Raw genomic sequence first — 17,782 nt, forward strand, 5'->3', positions numbered from 1 at the left:
TCCGGGGCTCGCGTCGCGCTACTCCTTCTGCGTGGCCGCGAGGCTCTCCAGAATCACTTCGAGCTGCGGACTCATCGGCAGATTCAGCGTCTGCCCCGAAGGTAGCCGGCGCTGGAACCAGCGGCGGTACTGGCGCTCGATCTCGCCATCGGCGGCCAGCGCATGGAAGGCATCGGTGACGAGCTTGGCGAGCTGTGGATCGTCCTTTCGGAACATCACGCCATACGGGTCGTAGGAGAGAAAGTCGCCGACCACGTTGTACTGGCTGCGGCCGTTGGGTGTCCGCGCGATCAGGCCGTAGAGCAGCACGTCGTCGGTCGCGAACGCATCGGCCGCGCCGCTCGTGACCTGCGCGAACGACTCGGCATGGTCGCGCATCGGCATGATCTGCAGGTTCAACTGAAAGCGCTGCGACAGATCGTTCATCGTCTTCTCGTTGGTCGTTCCCGAGGTCACCGCCACCTTCTTGCCCTTGAGCTGGGTGTATTCGCGCACCGGCGATCCCTTGCGCACCAGCAGCTTGGTGCCCGCGACGAAGAAGGTCGGCGAGAACGCGACGGTTTTCTGGCGTTCGCGGTTGCTGGTGGTGGAGCCGCATTCGAGATCGGCCTTGCCCGATGTGATGGCCTCGATGCGGTTGGCCGACGTGACCGGCACCCACTGGATGTCAACCGGACGGTGCACCGCGAACTGCACGGCCTGCACCAGTGATTTGCAGAGCTCGATGGAATAGCCGATGGGTTGGCCACGCGCATCGAGATACGAGAACGGCACCGAGCTGTCGCGATGCGCAATCGCGATGCGGCCGGACTCCTGCACCTTGGCGAGCGTGCCGTTCAGCTGGAGCGGAGCGACGATGCCGCCGAGCCAGGCGGTGCTGGCGGCGGCCGCCGCATCCTGCGAGGGCGTCTGAGCCAACGTGGCCGATCCACAGGCCAGCAGCGTGCTCAGACACAACGCGGAGCGGCGAAGCAAAGAAAGGGCGTGGCGCGGCATGTGCAACTCCGCAATCAGGCCATGTCGGGCGTGGGCAGGGGCCGGGCCTCGCGCGCGGCCTCGGCGTCGAGCTTGCGGGCATGCGCTTCGGCCTCGTCTTCGGGCAACAGCTCGCCCTCCCACTTGGCGACCACGGCCGATGCGATGGAGTTGCCCACCGCGTTGGTCGCCGAGCGGCCCATGTCGAGGAAGGTGTCCACGCCAAGAATCAGCAGCAGGCCAGCCTCGGGAATGTTGAACTGGTTGAGCGTCGCGGCGATCACCACCAGCGACGCGCGCGGCACGCCGGCCATGCCCTTGGAGGTCAGCATCAGGATCAGCAGCATGGTGATCTGGGTGCTGAGCGGCAGGTGGATGTCGTAGGCCTGGGCGATGAACAGCGTGGCGAACGTGCAGTACATCATCGAGCCATCGAGATTGAACGAGTAGCCCATGGGCATCACGAAGCTCGAGATCTTGCGCTTGACGCCGAAGCGGTCGAGCGCGTCGAGAATCTTGGGATAGGCGGCCTCGGAACTGGCCGTCGCGAAGGACAGCATGAAGGCTTCCTTGATGAGCACGATCAGCTTGAAAATGCGCGGGCCGAGGAACACGAAACCGGCGGCCACAAGCAGTGCCCACAGCAGGAACAGGCCAAGGTAGAAATCGCCCATGAAGACCGCGAACTTGAGCAGAATGCCGAGCCCGTTGACCGAGATGGTGGCGGCCATCGCGGCGAGCACGGCGAGGGGCGCGAGCTTCATCACATAGCCGGTGATCTTGAGCATCACATGCGAGAGCTCGTCGATGGCGGCCACCAGCGTCTTGCCTTTCTCTCCAAGCGCGGCCAGCGCCACGCCGAAGAACATCGAGAACACGACGATCTGCAGAATTTCGTTGTTGGCCATGGCCTCGGCGAACGACTTGGGAATCAGATGGCTCACGAATTCCTTGAGCGTGAACTTGCCCGTCGCGAGGTTGGCCGACGCACCGATGTCAGGCAGTGGCAGGCCGAGGTTGTGACCGGGCTGCAGCACATTGGCAAGCACCAGGCCCAGCACCAGCGAGACGAGGGAGGCGGTGACGAACCACGCCATGGCCTTGACGAACACGCGGCCCACGGAAGACGCGTCACCCATGTGCGCGATGCCGACGACCAGCGTGGAGAACACCAGCGGCCCGATCAGCATCTTGATGAGCCGAAGGAACACGTCGGAGATGATGGAGATGTAGCCCGCGATCTCCTTGGCGGCGTTCTTGTCGGGGAAGTTGGCGAACACCATCCATCCCAGAAGAATGCCGAGGAGCATCGCGCCAAGAATCAAAAACGCTGCAGGGAGCTTCTTTTTGCCGGCGGGTGACGTAGCGGACATGGCTGTCATGACGTGCCTTTCGGTGGCTATGGATGTTGTATTTGCATCCTCATAATGTTGACCAGTGTTCAGGTTGTCCATCTGGTTTGTACCTACCGGGAAGTGCCTCGCGACAGGCTTCGCAGAGAGACTTGCGCAGGTGCTGCCCCGGTGACTTTTACATGCGGAAACGCCCATCTTTCCAACGTGGGAGAAGGGCAGCGTCGCCGCATTCGCGGTTCTGTCCGCACCATTCGGACAACGTCATTTCACAAACTTGGACTACAGACTCTGTAGGAGTTCGCCGCCTTTTGCGGCCAGCGCGCGAGGCAAGAATCAAGCGACAAGGATGACCCACGACATCCTGGAAGTCAGTGGCCCATGGTCTCTGGCGCTTCGCGCAATGCATGCCACTGGCGTGGCCAAGGCGAGTGATGTTGGACGCCAGAGCCGCCCCGCAGTGGTGACCTCGCCCCCGCTTGCTCCGCAAAGCGATGCGTGCAGCGCAGAGTGGCGCGAAGCGACCCCGTGCGGTGTTTTAACGCAGGAACTACAACATGAAATTCAAATTGAACGAGCAGCCGGTCGAGCTGCAGGGCGTCGCGTTCGACACGCCCTTGCTCTACGTGCTGCGCAACGACATGCAGCTCAATGGTCCGAAATACGGCTGCGGTCTCGGCGAATGCGGGGCCTGTTCGGTGCTCATCGACGGCAAGGTCGCGCGTTCGTGCTCGATTCCCTTGAGCGTCGTGGAGGGCGCGCATGTCGTCACGCTCGAAGGTCTTTCGCCCGCAGCGACGGCGGCGGCCAAGGCCAGCGTGGCGCAGGACGTGCAACTGCAGATGCTCGGTCAGGCGGCCATCGAGGCCAGCAACGCGGCCAAGCCAGCGGGCATGGCATCGATCACGTTGCACCCGGTGCAGCAGGCCTTCATCGAAGAGCAGGCCGCGCAGTGCGGCTACTGCACCAACGGCATGGTGATGGCGCTGGTCGCGCTGTTCGACAAGCAGCCCACCGCCAATGACGATCAGGTCAAGCAGGCGCTGTCGGGCAACCTGTGCCGCTGCGGAACCCATGTGGAGATCATGCGCGCCGCAGCGCGGGCCCGCGAACTGATCGCGCAAGGGGGCAACAAGGCAAAGGGAGCGGCGTGATCATGAAGAACGACATCAACCTCAACCTCCACCTCGGCCATCAGCGCACGCTTCCCGTTCAAATCACCCGTCGCCAACTGCTGAAGGCGGGTGGTCTGGTGATGGTGGCATCGGTCACCGCACCCCATCTGTTCGCGCAGAACGCAGCGCCCGCCGCTGCGCCGGCCGCGAAGGCTTTTCCGGTGCCTGCGGACAACCTGGTGAACACCTTCATCGCCATCGGCCCCGACGGCAAGGTGACGGCCTTCTGCGGACACGTGGACCTCGGCACCGGCGTGCGCACGGCGCTCGCGCAGATGGTGGCCGATGAGCTCGACGTGGGTTTCGAGCAGGTCACGATGGTGCTGGGCCATACTTTCAAGACGCCCGATCAGGGACCGACGATCGCGAGCGCAACCATCCAGGTCACAGCCAAGCCGCTGCGGCAGGCGGCGGCGCAGGTGCGTGAGCAACTGGTGACGCTGGCCGCGCAGAAGCTCGGTGCGCCCGCTGCGGCGATCACCACGCGCGACGGCGTGGCGCATGCGGGTGGCAAGCAGGTCGGTTACGGCGAGCTGGTGCAGGGCCAGAATCTGGAGCTGCCGCTCAACGCCGAAACCCCGCTGCGCAAGCCCAGTGAGTACAGGCAGATGGGCAAGTCGGTCGCGCGCGTCGACATTCCGAACAAGGTGCTGGGCGCGCTCACCTATGTGCACGATCTGCGCCTGCCCGGCATGGTGCATGCGCGCGTGGTGCGGCCGCCCTATGCGGGCGCAGATGCCTCGGCACCGTTCGGCAGCGCGCTGGTGTCGGTGGACAAGGATTCGGTCAAGCATCTGCCGGGCATTCTCAGCGTGGTGGTGCAGGGCGATTTCGTGGCCGTGGTGGCCGAGCGCGAGGAGCAGGCCATTGCGGGCATGCGGCAGCTCAAGGTGCAGTGGAAGGAGTGGGCGGGGATTCCCGATCTGTCGCTCGCCGGTCTGCACAAGACGCTCACCGACCTGCCCAAGAAGGACCGCGATCTGGTGGTGGAGGACGGGGCGCTCGACGCCATCAAGAACGCCGCCAAGGTGATCGAGGCCGAGTACGTGTGGCCATATCACATGCACGCGTCCATCGGACCGTCGTGCGCGGTGGCGCGCGTGGCAGACGGCAAGGCGGAGGTCTGGTCGGGCACGCAGAACCCGCACGATGTGCGCAAGGACGTCGCCAAGCTGCTCGACATGGATGTCGACGTGGTCAACATCCTGCGCATGGAGGCCTCGGGCTGCTACGGCCGCAATGGAGCTGATGACGTGACAGCCGACGCCGCGCTGCTCGCCAAGATCACCGGCAAGACGGTGCGCGTGCAGCTCATGCGCGAGCAGGAGCATGCGTGGGAGCCCAAGGGCACGGCGCAGCTGATCCGCGTGCGCGGCGGCCTCGATGCGCAGGGCAACGTCACGGGCTACGATTTCAAGACCTGCTATCCGTCGAACGGCGCGACCGTGCTGGCGCTGCTTCTGACCGGCAAGGTCGAGAACAAGGCGGTGGTGCAGGAGATGGGCGACCGCACGGCGGTGCCGCAGTACGAGTACCCCAAGCGCCACATCATCAGCCAGGACGCGGCGCCCATCGTGCGCGCCTCGTGGCTGCGCGGCGTGTCCGCGCTGCCCAACGTGTTTGCGCACGAATGCTGGATCGACGAGTGCGCCTACTCGGCCGGTGCGGACCCGATCGAGTACCGCCTGCGCTATCTGAAGGACCCGCGCGCCGTGGCGCTGATCGAGGCGATCAAGTCGCAGTCGAACTGGCAGGCAGGCCGCGCATTCCGCAGCCCGACGCCCGCAGGCGAGCGTCTTGCCAAGGGCCGTGGCTTTGCCTACGCGCGGTACTTTCACAGCAAGTTTCCGGGCTACGGAGCCGCCTGGTGCGTGTGGGTGATCGACGTGATCGTCGACCGCCAGACCGGCAAGGTCAGCGCCGAGAAGGTCTTCGTGGCGCAGGACACGGGCGCGATGGTCAACCCCGCCGGCGTGCGCCATCAGGCCCACGGCAACATCGTGCAGTCCACGAGCCGCGTGCTCAAGGAGTACGTCACCTTCGACAAGCAGGGCGTGACGGCGCTGGAGTGGGGCGGCTATCCGATCCTCCGCTTCCCCGAGCTGCCGGAGATCGATCTGCAACTGGTCGAGCGACCCGAAGAAGCGCCGATGGGCGCGGGCGAGTCCGCCTCGGTGCCAAGCGCCGCGGCGTTCTCCAATGCGATCTTCGACGCGACCGGCGTGCGCCTGCGCGAGGTTCCTTTCACCCCCAGCCGCGTGCTCGCCGCGCTCAAGAGCGCGCCCGCCGCATCCGAAGCACCGGCCGCCAACGCTGCAGCCTCGGCCGCGAGCCGCTAAGAAAGAGGGGGAGCACACATCATGCGTACCTTGAAGAAACTGTTTTTCATCGTGCTGGCACTGCTGATCATCGTGATCGGCGGCTTCTTCGCGCTGACCCATCAACCCGCCATCGAGCCCGCAGCCCAACCGGCGGCAGGCAGCTTCGCACCGCAGCTCATCGACAAGGGCAAGCTGCTGGCCGCCATGGGCGACTGCGCGGTCTGCCACACGGCGCCGGGCGGCACGAAGAACACCGGCGGCCTGCCCATCGCCAGCCCGTTCGGAACGATCTACACGACCAACATCACGCCCGATGCCGAGACCGGCATCGGCGGCTGGTCGTACGAGGCGTTCGAGCGCGCCATGCGCCACGGCGTGAACCGCGACGGCCAGTATCTCTACCCCGCGTTTCCCTACACCTCGTTCACCCGCGTGAGCGACGAGGACATGAAGGCGCTCTACGCCTATCTGATGACGCAGCCCGCCGTGAAGCACCAGCTGCCAAAGACCGAGCTGAAGTTCCCGTTCAACATCCGCCCCGGCATCGCCGCGTGGAACTGGATGTACCTGAAGAAGGGCCCGCTGCCCGAGGACACGACCAAGCCGCCCGAGTGGAATCGCGGCGCCTACATCGCCGAAGGGCTGGGTCACTGCAGCGCCTGCCATTCGCCGCGCGACCAGTTCGCGGGCGAGAAGGGCGGCTCGGAGAAGTTCGCGGGCAGCACGCTCGACGGCTGGAGCGTTCCCGCGCTCACCTCGAAGACCAGCGCGCCCATGCCCTGGACGGCCGATGATCTCTACGCCTACTTCAAGCACGGCTTCTCGCCGCGCCACGGCTCGGCCGCAGGGCCCATGGCGCCGGTCATCCACGGCCTCTCGCAGCAGAGCGATGCGGACCTGAAGGCGCTGTCGAGCTACATCATGTCCTTCAAGGATGCGAACGCGCAGTCCGGCGATGCCGAAGCCTTCGTCGCGGGCAAGTTCAAGGAGCCGAAGTTCGCGATCGACCATGAGGGCTACCGCCTGTTCGAGGGTGCCTGCGCAAGCTGCCACAGCGACGCGAGCGGCGTGAAGGACAGCATGTTCGGCGTGCGCCCGCAACTGGCGCTCAACACGAATCTGTATTCCGATTCGCCGAACAACGCGGCGCTGGTGATCCTCAACGGCATTCAGGAAGCCGCGACGCCGACGACCGGCACCATGCCGGCCTTCCGTCACAACCTGAGCGACGCGCAGATCGCCACGCTGCTCAACACCATGCGCGAGCAATACGGCCTCAAGCCGTGGTCCGATCTGCCTGCGCAGGTGGGCAAGCTGCGCCGCGACACCGCGCCCGGCGCGACGCGGCTGAGCGCGCATTGACGGGGTGCTGCGAACCTGCACGCAAGCGCAAGGCCGACCGCGTGTCGGCCTTTTCGCAGGTGTCGCTGTCGGGCATCTGAAATCGGTTTGAGATATAAATCCGTCATGTCAAAGCCCTTGCGGCGGTGGTGAGCCATCACTGCGTGCGCAATGGGTTGTATGCAGAAATCCAATTCTCTGACTCCGGGAGCCGATTTTGAGCCAGCAATTTCTAGTGATTTCCGGTGGCGAGCTGTGGCTGCACGAAGCCGACGGCCAATCCACGCAGATCGTCTCTCCCTTCGCCAAGGAAATGCTCCAGCGCGAGGCCGACCGGCAGCGCACGACCTCGTGGAAATACGCCGAGCGCGAGGACAGCAAGGGCCTGATCGGCCCTGCGCTCTGGGGGCGCGGTGGCGGCGGCGACGCCAATCTGGCGCCCGCGCGCTTTCTGCATGTCTGCAAGGCGGGCGATCCGCGCACCATCTACTACGTGATGACCGTGGGCCGCACGGTGGGGCTGTTCAAGTACTACCTCGACGAGCAGCGCGAGATCCGTCTGTTCCACAGGCAGCAGACGCAGATCCTCGGCCTCGCCTACCTGCCGCAGACGCGCCATGTGGTGCTTGCGATCATGGGCGGCGATGGCACGTCGCACCTCGAGGTCTACGACGAAGAGGGCACGCAGAAAGGCGCGATCACGCATGGCGACAGCATCGACGCCGCGCCCGCCGCCATGCCCGGCGCGGAGGCCACGGTGGTCTACCAGTCGTGGGGGCTCGCGCGCAATGCGGATTCCGGCGCGGTCGTGGGGCTCGGGCAATCGGCCGTGCACTGGGTGGACTACAAGGCGGGCGAGATGGACAGCCTGCTCGACGATGCGGCATGGGACTTCGTCGCGCCACGTATCTCCGAGGACCGCGTGCTCTACTCGATCCGCCGACCCGCCGACAAGCCGCTGCATGAAAAGGCGGGCGGAGCGGCCAAGGACGCGTTTCTGATGCCGCTGCGGCTGGGCAAGGCGGTGTTCGGGTATCTCAACGTGTTTTCGATGCTCTACGGCAAGGAGCCGCTGCGCTCGGCGGGCGGACCGCGCACGCCGGAACTCGATCAGGATCTTGGCACGCTGTGGCTGCACGGTCGGCGCATCGAACTCTCCAAGGTGCGCAGCGATCCCGAATACGCGGGCAATCTCGTGCCCGCGTCATGGAAGCTCATCGCGCAGGCGGGGCGCAGCGCCGCTCCTGACGAGATCGCCAGCCACGTCGCGCAATTTGACGTGCTGACCGATGGCTCCCTGCTGTATTCGAACGGCTACGACATCTACCACTGGCAGCGCGGCAGCGCCCGCAAGCTCGCGCGGCGTGAACTGGTCGAAGGGCTGCTGGGGATTTAACGATCGCCCCGCTGGGTCGCTGCGCGCTTGGGGCTCGCCGGCTTCATGCGGCGCGCACCTCTCGGGGGATCTCGGGTGATCTCGGGTGATCCACGGGGGCGGGTGCGAGCACTTCTTTGCATAATGGTCAACACCATGAGCACCACCGCCACACCCCACGCTTCCACGCCCTCCAGCTCCTCCAATCCGTCGAGCGCCCACTTCGACCAGTCGGCCGCCGACTGGGACCAGCGCCCCACCAGTCAGCAGCTGGTCGTGGTGCCGCCGAGGCTGATGGCCCAGGTGCCCTTTGGCGCCGAAGATCGCGTGCTCGATCTTGGCGCTGGAACCGGACTGCTGGCCACCGCCATCGCGCCCCAAGTGGCGCATGTCACGGCCATCGACATGTCGGCGCCGATGCTTGCCGTGCTCGACGCCAAGGGCCACGCGAACATCCGCACGGTGCTGGGCGACGTCGCCCAGTATTCAAAGGAGCACGCCGGGCAGTACAGCGCCATCGTCAGTTGCATGGTGCTGCACCACATCCCCGACACGGAGGAGACCTTCCGCGCCATCGCCGAACTGCTGCAACCCGGAGGGCGCATCGCGCTGGTCGATCTGTTTGCGGAAGACGGCACGTTTCACGGCACGCCCGAGGAAAACGCCGAGAAGGGCGTGCTGCACCATGGATTCGAGCCACAGGCGCTGCAAGCTCTGGCGAGCGAGGCGGGACTGGTCGATATCGCCTTCCAGCCCATAGCGGAAGTCCAGCAGCGCAACGGGCGCGCCTATCCCCTGTTTCTGATGACGGGACATCGACGCTGACCGCATCGCCGCTGTAACAAGCACCAATGCAACCGACAAACCAGTAGTTAAGGGTAATCACCAGTCAAAAACAGCCTGTTTGTGTAGCGCTTTCAACACATTCGGGCTCAAATTCACCTATTTAAGGGACAGACAAACCATCAAAGACCCTGTGTAATTCAGACATGGCATTGGCGTTTCATTCTGTATGGACAGAAATGCAATGTAGACAGTGCAAGAAACGTGATCAAAAGAAATCCAAGGGTGGGCGAGCTTGACCGCTCGAAGTGAAGAAGCGCGTGCAAGTGGTGAGGCGAGCGGAATACAGCTGCCGGGATGGACGAAGGACTGGCTGTCACATGCGGCCAGGCCGCAAAGCCCGAGGGGAAGGGCGAACAATGAATGCAGAGAACAAGTTCGATTGAATGGTGGGGAGGAAGCACGGGTCGGCGTCGCAAGGTGCCGGCCCGTTCTGTTTTGCGGGCCGCATCGCGTTGGCGGGGCTTGCCGCCCGGCTCTTGGAGCGTGTTTACGATCTCCATACCGCCCTGCAGGCGCGGCCTCGGGCGCTCTGCCGCGTTGCAAATCCTCGCAATAGCCCGAGCTGTTGCTGCGGTTTGCGCCTTGCAGCCCATCCCGATCCGCATCCTGCAAGCCTCGCGATGAGATCGTCAACACGCTCTTAGTCGGAAACCGACACCTGGATGACCCGGTTGCGACCTTGCTGTTTGGCCTTGTAGAGGCACTGGTCGGCGCGCACCAGCATGGTGTCCAGCGACACGGTCGAGCGGCGATCGGAGGCGAGACCGATGCTCACCGTGCATCGCAGCGGCTGCGCCTCGCCCTGCACGGAAATGGGCGTGACCTCCAGGCTGATGCGGATGCTCTCGGCCACCTGCAGCGCATCGGCCGCCGTGGCGCGCGGCATGAACACCGCAAACTCCTCGCCACCGAGGCGCCCGACGATGTCCTGGCGGCGCAGGCATTCGCCGAACAGCTGGCCCAGCCGGCGCAGCACATCATCCCCCGAGGCGTGGCCGAAGCGGTCGTTGACCGACTTGAAATGGTCGATGTCGATCATCAGCACCGAGCAGGATTCCGAGTGCTCCTTGAGCCGCTGCAGTGCGCTCGTGGAAGATTCCAGAAACGCGCGGCGGTTGGGCAGGTTGGTGAGCTCGTCGTGATCGGCGAGCAGCTTGAGGCGGCTGACCAGCGCGCGGTTGGTCGCCATCATGCTGCCGATCATGATGGGTGTGAGCATCACCAGCGACAGTCCCATGCGCACCGACATCACCAGATCGCGGTTGAGCACGCCTTGGGCATCGGTGAGCATGTTCACGCTGATGCTCACCAGCGACCAGGCGCTGACCCAGAACGTGATCAGCGCGGTCGTGAATAGGCTGTAGCTGACCGCGCACCACATCAGCGCGGGAATGGTGAAGGCCACCGCGCCCGGGCCGCCCACCATGCTGCCGAAGATGGCAGAGAGCAGCAGCGCGACGGCGGGGGCGACCCTCTCGACGGTGATCTGCTGGCTCAGCCAGCGCATCGGCTGGGCGGGGAACTGCGCGCGTGTCGGGATAGACAGCAGCAGCGGCAGAAAGCTGATGTAGTTCACCAGCTCGGTGGCGAACCAGATCGCGAAGCCCTTGATTGCGGTGTCGTTGAACAGATAGATCATCGCCACCGCGCCGATCAGGCTGGATACCGCGCTCGCGCCGACGATGGCCATCAGCATGTAGAGCACCGACGAGGTGGTCTGCAGCCGGTTCATCGAACGCTCGGTCCGGTGAAAGAGCCAGTAGCCCACGGCGACGCCCGCCAGATTGGCCACGTTCAGCAGCACGTTTTTGGTGAGCGAGGCTCCGGTGAGCGCATCGGCCAGAAAGTAGCCGGCCGCCGCCGCGATCCAGCCCCAGCGGTGCGCGAAGTGCGGGTAGCGGATGAGCATGCCCAGCAGGAAGGCATTGGTGGTCCAGTAGGCGGCGAGGTCACCCCCCGTGCGTGACAGGATGCCGAACAGACACAGCGCAAACACCGCGCAGCCCAGCAGCGTCGCGTTGACGGCGGGGCGTTGGATCAGATTCATCCACACGGACTCGGCGCCCAAGGGCTGGTCGCCGGGCGCAGCGGGTGAATAGGAATGCGGACTGGACACGGTACTGCTCTGGACCCCATTGCATCGGTCTGGAAATCGCGGCCCATGGGTGATCGAGGTGCGGCATTGCACTCGAAGCGGGCAGCAATCTCTTCAACCACTGTCTCGAAACAATCATTTACTTCGATGATCTCAAATGGCTGCCCCTCTGTCCATGAAGTGCATGGGTTCCGACTATGGGGTTTGCCTCTCCGGTTCAAAAAAAATACCTTCCAAACGGGGGTGGAAAAACAGTCTCCACGGCTTGGAGGGGATGGACGGCCTCATCAAATTAATGAGCGCCAAACCCCGCCATGACGTGGAAAAACAGCATTCTTGAACAGATGCACGACCGTGCGATTCGCGCGGCTGAACGGCATCCTCCGGTCCCTTGGGAGGCGTTGGTAAACCAATGTCAAATCACCAAAAGCTGAACGAGTGTAGCTGCGAGCATCAACGACCGACGGGCTCCATGTGAACGGGCGGGCCCGTGCCCCTGTCCATCGCCGCACGCCAAGCCGGCACGCCGCCATGCCGTCGACTTCACCGATTGCCATGACCTACCGGAGTCCGCATACTGCAATGGCAAAACCAATACTTTCAACTGATGGAGACAAGAGCGATGACGACACTCATGCAGCGATGGCTGACGCGTGCGGGATTGGGTCTGGTGGCGAGCTGCGCGATGGCGGTGATGCCCGACGCGCGGGCACAGGCACCGGCGCAGGGGGGCGGAGCGGAAAAGCCGGTCGTGGTCTTCATCGCCACCGGCGGCACGATCGCGATGAAGATCGATCCGGTGACCAAGGGCGTGGTGCCCGCGATCTCGGGCGACGATCTGATGCAGAGCGTGCCCGACGCGTCGAAGCATGCGCGCATCGAGGTCAACAACTTCTCGAAGATGAGCGCCAACTACATCACCAATGACTGGTGGGCGCGGCTGACCAAGACCATCGAGCAGACGCTCGCGCGCCCTGAGGTTGCTGGCGTGGTGGTGGCGCAGGGCACGGACACGATGGAGGAGACCGCCTACTGGCTGGACCTTACCGTCCGGTCGTCCAAACCCGTGGTGATGATCGGCGCACAGCGCAATGCCTCGTCGCCGGACTTTGACGGCCCGCGCAACCTGCTCAACGCCATCCGCATCGCGGTCACGCCCGAGGCGCGCGACAAGGGCGTGATGGTCGCGATGAACAACGAGATCAACGCCGCGCGCAGCGTGACCAAGACGCACACCGCCGCGGTCGAGACCTTCCAGGGCGGCAACTACGGCTGGCTCGGCGAGGTCTGGGACGACAAGGTCGTCTTCTCGCGCGCGCCGCTTCGCCGCATGCACATCGCGCTGACCACCGAGAAGTTTCCGGTGGTCCACATCTTCCCGATGTACGCGGGCGCGGATGGCAGCTTCATCCGCCATGCGGTGGATACCGGCACGCAGGGCATCGTGGTGCAGGCGGTCGGCATGGGGAACATGAACGTCTCGATGTTCGAGGCGGTGAAATACGCGCTCTCGAAAAACGTGCCGGTCGTCGTCGCGAGCCGCGTGCCGAACGGCCGCACGTATCCGCTCTATGGCTTTGACGGCGGAGGCAAGACCACCTTCGACGCGGGGGCGGTGATGTCGGGGGATCTGAGCGCGCAGAAGTCCAAGATCCTGCTCACGCTGATGCTGCAGGGCGGCAGCGTGGACCGCGAGGTGATCCGCAAAGCCTTCGAGAACTAAGCGCGTGTTTACATGGAGCTGGGCACCGGGGTCCAGCCGCCGTCCGTGCAGGTGAACGCCGGAATGTGGCCGACCGCGCGCACCTTGTGCGGCCAGCAGGGGCCCAGCTCGGCCAGCGCGTCGCGCCACGCGTAGCCCTCGGTCAGCGCGACCGCGAGGCCGACGACTTCGGCACCCGCGCGCTCGAGCAGCCGGATCGCGGCCACCGCGCTGGTGCCCGTGTTGATCACGTCATCGACCAGCACGACGCGCGTGCCGTCGAGGCGCTTGAGCAGGGCGGGATCGAGGTAGAGCCTCTTGAACTGGTCGGGGCTGGTCGAGGAGTTCATGCGCTCGCTCAGCGCGTCGTCATACCAGAACTTGCGCGACAGACCCATGGCCACGTAGTGGGGCAGGCCGAGCTTGCGCGCAGTCAGTCGCGCATAGTCCAGTCCCATGGTCGGCACGGCGGCCACGCAGTCCGGCGAGAAGGTGCTCGCGACCTGCGCAATCAGCGGCGCAAGTGCGTCTTCGACTTCGAACGGTGTCTGGTTCGACATCAGCAGCGCGATCGCACCATCGCGGCCGGGCAGGGCACGCAGCGGCAGCTCGAGCGTGCTGCCGTCGAGCAGCTCGACGGGATAGTGCGTGGTGTAGGGCGCTGTGTGGGGCGTCTGGCCGCGCGTGAACTCGCCCGCCTTGTGCCAGCGCGCGTCGTAGGGAGGAAGAGTGGTCGGGAACATGGCGGATGTCACGGCGCGTCGCGTTACTTCGGAAGGGAGCCGGTCACGCCCTGAACCAGCCAGTTCATCTGCAGCTTTTCCGCATCGGGCATCTCGCCGCCCGCGGCCACGCGCACCTTGCCGCTCTGGTCCTTGAGCGGGCCGAAGAACACGGGCTTCTTGCCGCTCGTGATGTCCTTGGCGCGCTGCTCGACCAGCTTGCGCACGTCGGCGGGCAGCTTGGGGCTGAACTTGTCGTAGTGGATCGCGCCGTCCTTCATGCCGATCCACACGTTGCCGGGCTTCCACTGCTTGGCCAGCACCTCGGAGATGATCTTGCTGTAGTAGATGCTCCAGTCCAGGCGCGCGGCTGCCAGCTGGGCGTCGCCGCCCCATTGCGCCATGTCGGTGTCCCATCCGAAGCCCCAGGCGCCGGCGGCCTTGGCGGTCTGCAGCGGTGCGGGGGAGTCGGTGTTCTGCATCAGCACGTCAGCGCCTTGCGCGAGCAGCGTCTTGGCGGCCTCGACTTCCTTGGGCGGATCGTAGAAGGTGTTGACCCACACGAGGCGCGTGGTGACTTTGGGGTTCACCGCCTGCGCGCACAGCGTGAAGGCGTTGATGTTGCGGATGATCTCGGGAATCGGCACCGGCGCGACCACGCCCAGCACGTTGGTCTTGGTCATCTTGCCCGCAATGGTGCCGTTCAGGCAGGCGCCTTCATAGGTACGGATGTCGTAGATGCCGAGGTTGGGGGCGGTCTTGTAGCCGGTGGCGTGCTCGAAGGCCACCTTGGGGAAATCGTCGGCCACCTTGACCATGCCGTTCATGAAGCCGAACGCGCCGCCGAAGATCAGCTTGGCGCCCTGGCTGGCGAGGTCGCGGGTGACGCGCTCGGCGTCGTTCTCGGACACGTTCTCGACGAAGATGGTCTGGATCTTGTCGCCGAATTTCTTCTGCACTTCCTGGCGCGCGAGCTCATGCGCATACGACCAGCCCGCACCGCTGGCCGGGCCGATGTACATGAAGCCGACCTTGAGCGGCTCGGCCGCGTGGACTGGGGTGGCAAGGGCTGCAATGGCGGCGCTGGCGGCCACGGAGAGAAGCGCGCGCGCGGCGGCGGGGCGAAGGGTCGATGCTGGCATGGTCGGCGCGCCGCACGTGGCGCGAAGGGGGAGAGGGGGTGGAGGAGAAAATTCGAAGTGGCGCAGCATAGACAAATGCCGCGCTTTACGCCATCCGACTTTGGTAGGGGGTGACAGGGTGCCGACGGGGCGCCCCAAGCCGTTCAGCCGAGCGCCTGCTCCGGGCGCGAGCCGCTGCGCATCAACCGCTCCATCGACCGCACCAGCGCGGCCAGCGTGGTCGTGCCCATCTTGCGCATCACCTGCGCGCGGTGCTGCTTGACCGTGGCCTCGCTCATGCCGAGCTGCGCGGCGATCTGCTTGTTCAAAAGACCTTCGACCACCCCGTGCAGCACCTCGTGCTCGCGTCGCGTGAGGCTGGCGTAGCGCAGGCGCAGGTCGGCCAGTTCCTCGCGCTCCTGATGTCCGGCGCGGTCGCGCAGCAGTGCTTCGTTGATCGCGCGCAGCAGGGCGGCCTCGCTGAACGGCTTGCTCAGAAACTCCATCGCTCCGGCTTTCATCGCGCGCACGCTCATCGGGATGTCGCCATGGCCAGTGATCATGATGGTGGGCGGCAAGGGGCGGCCGCCGGTTTCGTTCGCGGCGTGCAGCAGGTCGAGGCCGCTGATGTCCGGCAGCCGCACATCGAGCACGAGGCAGGCAGGAACGGTGTCATCGGCCTCGCGCGCCAGAAACTCCGACACGCGCGCGTACAGCCGCACCCGCAGTCCGAGCGAGCGCAGCAGGCTGTCGAGCGCCGTGCGGATCGCCGCGTCGTCGTCGATCACATGGACAAGGCCGCTTTCCATCGGTGGTGTCATCGTGTCTCCTCGCCCGGCAGTTCGAACCAGAACAGCGCGCCGCCGCTGTCGGAGGCATCGACCTGAATGCGGCCGCCGTGCGCCTCGACGATGGAGCGCGCAATCGCGAGGCCGAACCCCAGCCCGTCGGGCTTGCTGCTCTGGAACGCGTCGAACATGCGCTCGCGCCGCTCAGGTGCGATGCCGCCGCCGCTGTCGGCCACGGCCACGCGCAGTCGACGACCGCCATCGCGCGCGGTGATGTGAAGATGCAGGTCGCGCGGGTGGTCTTCGGGCAGGTCCTTGAGTGCATCCACCGCGTTGACCAGCAGGTTGATCAGCACCTGTTGCAGTTGCGTGCGATCGGCGTGGACGGTCGGCAGCGCGGGCGCCATGCGCACCCGCAGAGTGATGCGAAAGCGCCGCGCCTGCGCAGCCACGAGGCGCAGGCTGTCCCACGCGACCTGCGTGATGTCGACGCGCTCATGCGTGCTCGGCGTGCGCTGCAGGAACCCGCGAATGCGCGCCAGCACCTGCCCGGCGTATTCGCCGCTTGCGGCGATGCGGCGCGCTGCGGATGTCGCCTCGCCGATGTCGGCCGGCTGCATCGCGAGCCAGCGTGCGCAGGCGTTGGCGTCGAGCACCATCGCGGTGAGCGGCTGGTTGATCTCGTGCGCGATCGACGTGGCCAGCTCGCCGAGCGTGGTCAGCCGCGCGCGCTGGCTGATCTCGGCGAGCGCGCGCTCGGCGGCCCGCTCGAGCGACGAAGTCTCTGCCAGCCCCTGGCTGATCTGCGTGGCGACCAGCGTGAGAAAGTTTTCGTAGTCTGCATCGAACCGCTTGTGCGGATTGAGCGCCACCAACAGCCAGCACGGGGGGCGGTCCGCATGCGGCTCGGGGATCGGCACCACCGCCACTTGCCGGAAATGCGCCGCGCGCCCCGTCTGCGGTGGCAGCGCCTGTGCGGCGGCCAGCACCTGCAGCCGCGGTGCGCCGCGTACCGCGAGCGTCAGTGCATGGGCTGGCGTGATGGACTGCGGCTCGCCCGTGTGCGGCGGCAGCGACGAGGGAAATTCCACCCCGTCGCCAGACCCCGCATCCGCTGCGTGGCCCGCCTGCAGCAGCCAGCGCGTCGGCAGGGTCTCGCCATCGGGCACGTAGAGCGCGCACAGCGGCAGGTCGCGTGCATGCCGCGCAAGGCAGGCGGTCAGCGCTTCGTAATGCTGCGAGAGCTTGCGCGCGCCGCGCGTGCTGGCCGCCAGATCGGCCAGCATCGCCATGCGCCGCGCGCCCAGCACCCGCGTCGTCGCATCGAAGATCGGCGCGATGATGCCGCGCACCCGGCCCTCGGGATCGAACAGCGGGCTGTACGAGAAGACCTCGTGGATCTCCTCGGTGTAGTCGGCACGGCGGTACAGCAGTTCGATGTCGCTTTGCAGCACCGCACGGCCCGTCTCGAGCACCTGCAGGAGCAGCGGATGCAGCGTGCGCATCACGTCGGGCTGCACTTCGGCCAGTGGCCGCCCCAGCGCCCGCGGATGCTGCCCCTCGAAGAAATGGCGCGCCGCATCGTTCCAGAAGGTGCACAGCGTCTCGCCCCAATACACGATGTGCGGAAACTCCGAATGCAGCGTGATGCGCAGCGTGTCGTGCAGCTGCGCGGGCCAGTGGTCCGGCGGGCCGAGGGGGCTGGCGCGCCAGTCCTGCGCGAGGATGCAGCGCCCCACCTCGCCGCCTTGTGCGAGGTAGCGAAGCATGGGGGGCAGAGGTTGAAAAGTGTCCCGGGATCCGTCGGACGTGGCGGGAAATGACATGTGTTGGATGGCAGCACCCTGGCGTGCAGCGAACGAGCGATTTTACTCAATGACCAACGGACGCATGCCGCATCCCTGCGCCGCGCTCCCGTGCGCATGAGCCTCACGATGTGTAAAACACTATCGAATTGTTGGTTGTGATA

The 17,782-nt window shown here is 65.5% G+C and carries 13 protein-coding genes; 6 read left to right on the forward strand and 7 right to left on the reverse strand.

The annotated features are described in order from the left end of the window. Positions 1-18 precede the first annotated feature (18 nt). Together ISG32_RS02600 and ISG32_RS02605 are read right to left on the reverse strand one after the other, a co-directional pair. Entirely contained in the window at positions 19-996 is a 978-nt protein-coding gene (locus ISG32_RS02600) for an amino acid ABC transporter substrate-binding protein (protein WP_194769440.1), read from the reverse strand. Between the two features lie 14 nt (positions 997-1,010). Then, positions 1,011-2,357, reverse strand: a complete 1,347-nt coding sequence (locus ISG32_RS02605; RefSeq protein ID WP_407645018.1) for a dicarboxylate/amino acid:cation symporter — start codon at positions 2,355-2,357, stop codon at positions 1,011-1,013. A gap of 527 nt (positions 2,358-2,884) precedes the next feature. Here ISG32_RS02605 and ISG32_RS02610 point away from each other — a divergent pair. The 5 genes from ISG32_RS02610 to ISG32_RS02630 all read left to right on the forward strand — a co-directional run bounded on the left by ISG32_RS02610 (position 2,885) and on the right by ISG32_RS02630 (position 9,364). Further along, the gene (locus tag ISG32_RS02610; RefSeq protein ID WP_194769441.1) at positions 2,885-3,481 is read left to right on the forward strand and encodes a (2Fe-2S)-binding protein; all 597 of its coding nucleotides are present in this window, start codon (positions 2,885-2,887) and stop codon (positions 3,479-3,481) included. A 2-nt stretch (positions 3,482-3,483) separates the two neighbouring features. Then, positions 3,484-5,841, forward strand: a complete 2,358-nt coding sequence (locus ISG32_RS02615) for a xanthine dehydrogenase family protein molybdopterin-binding subunit (RefSeq protein ID WP_194769442.1) — start codon at positions 3,484-3,486, stop codon at positions 5,839-5,841. A gap of 21 nt (positions 5,842-5,862) precedes the next feature. Beyond that, entirely contained in the window at positions 5,863-7,185 is a 1,323-nt protein-coding gene (locus ISG32_RS02620; protein ID WP_194769443.1) for a cytochrome c, read from the forward strand. Positions 7,186-7,381: 196 nt separating this feature from the next. Beyond that, the gene (locus ISG32_RS02625) at positions 7,382-8,560 is read left to right on the forward strand and encodes a hypothetical protein (RefSeq protein ID WP_194769444.1); all 1,179 of its coding nucleotides are present in this window, start codon (positions 7,382-7,384) and stop codon (positions 8,558-8,560) included. Between the two features lie 135 nt (positions 8,561-8,695). Then, the gene (locus tag ISG32_RS02630; RefSeq protein WP_194769445.1) at positions 8,696-9,364 is read left to right on the forward strand and encodes a class I SAM-dependent DNA methyltransferase; all 669 of its coding nucleotides are present in this window, start codon (positions 8,696-8,698) and stop codon (positions 9,362-9,364) included. A 661-nt stretch (positions 9,365-10,025) separates the two neighbouring features. Here the strand turns inward: ISG32_RS02630 and ISG32_RS27820 are convergent. Next, complete coding sequence (locus ISG32_RS27820) at positions 10,026-11,501, reverse strand: GGDEF domain-containing protein (RefSeq protein ID WP_194769446.1); 1,476 nt, start codon at positions 11,499-11,501, stop codon at positions 10,026-10,028. Between the two features lie 664 nt (positions 11,502-12,165). Here ISG32_RS27820 and ISG32_RS02640 point away from each other — a divergent pair. Next, a complete protein-coding gene (locus tag ISG32_RS02640; RefSeq protein WP_194769720.1) occupies positions 12,166-13,203 on the forward strand; it encodes an asparaginase in 1,038 nt (345 codons plus the stop codon). A gap of 8 nt (positions 13,204-13,211) precedes the next feature. Here ISG32_RS02640 and ISG32_RS02645 read toward each other — a convergent pair whose 3' ends face one another. The 4 genes from ISG32_RS02645 to ISG32_RS02660 all read right to left on the reverse strand — a co-directional run bounded on the left by ISG32_RS02645 (position 13,212) and on the right by ISG32_RS02660 (position 17,582). After that, positions 13,212-13,925, reverse strand: coding sequence for a phosphoribosyltransferase (locus ISG32_RS02645; protein WP_194769447.1), 714 nt, complete (start codon positions 13,923-13,925; stop codon positions 13,212-13,214). 23 nt (positions 13,926-13,948) lie between these two features. Then, positions 13,949-15,046 (reverse strand): BMP family ABC transporter substrate-binding protein, encoded by a 1,098-nt coding sequence (locus ISG32_RS02650; protein ID WP_194769448.1) that lies wholly within the window; start codon positions 15,044-15,046, stop codon positions 13,949-13,951. 143 nt (positions 15,047-15,189) lie between these two features. After that, entirely contained in the window at positions 15,190-15,846 is a 657-nt protein-coding gene (locus ISG32_RS02655) for a response regulator transcription factor (RefSeq protein WP_194769449.1), read from the reverse strand. Continuing rightward, positions 15,843-17,582, reverse strand: coding sequence for an ATP-binding protein (locus ISG32_RS02660; protein WP_194769450.1), 1,740 nt, complete (start codon positions 17,580-17,582; stop codon positions 15,843-15,845). The genes ISG32_RS02655 and ISG32_RS02660 overlap by 4 nt, the downstream gene beginning before the upstream one ends. Positions 17,583-17,782 lie beyond the last annotated feature (200 nt).

Source organism: Diaphorobacter caeni (assembly GCF_015354245.1).
Classification (GTDB): domain Bacteria; phylum Pseudomonadota; class Gammaproteobacteria; order Burkholderiales; family Burkholderiaceae_C; genus Diaphorobacter_A; species Diaphorobacter_A caeni.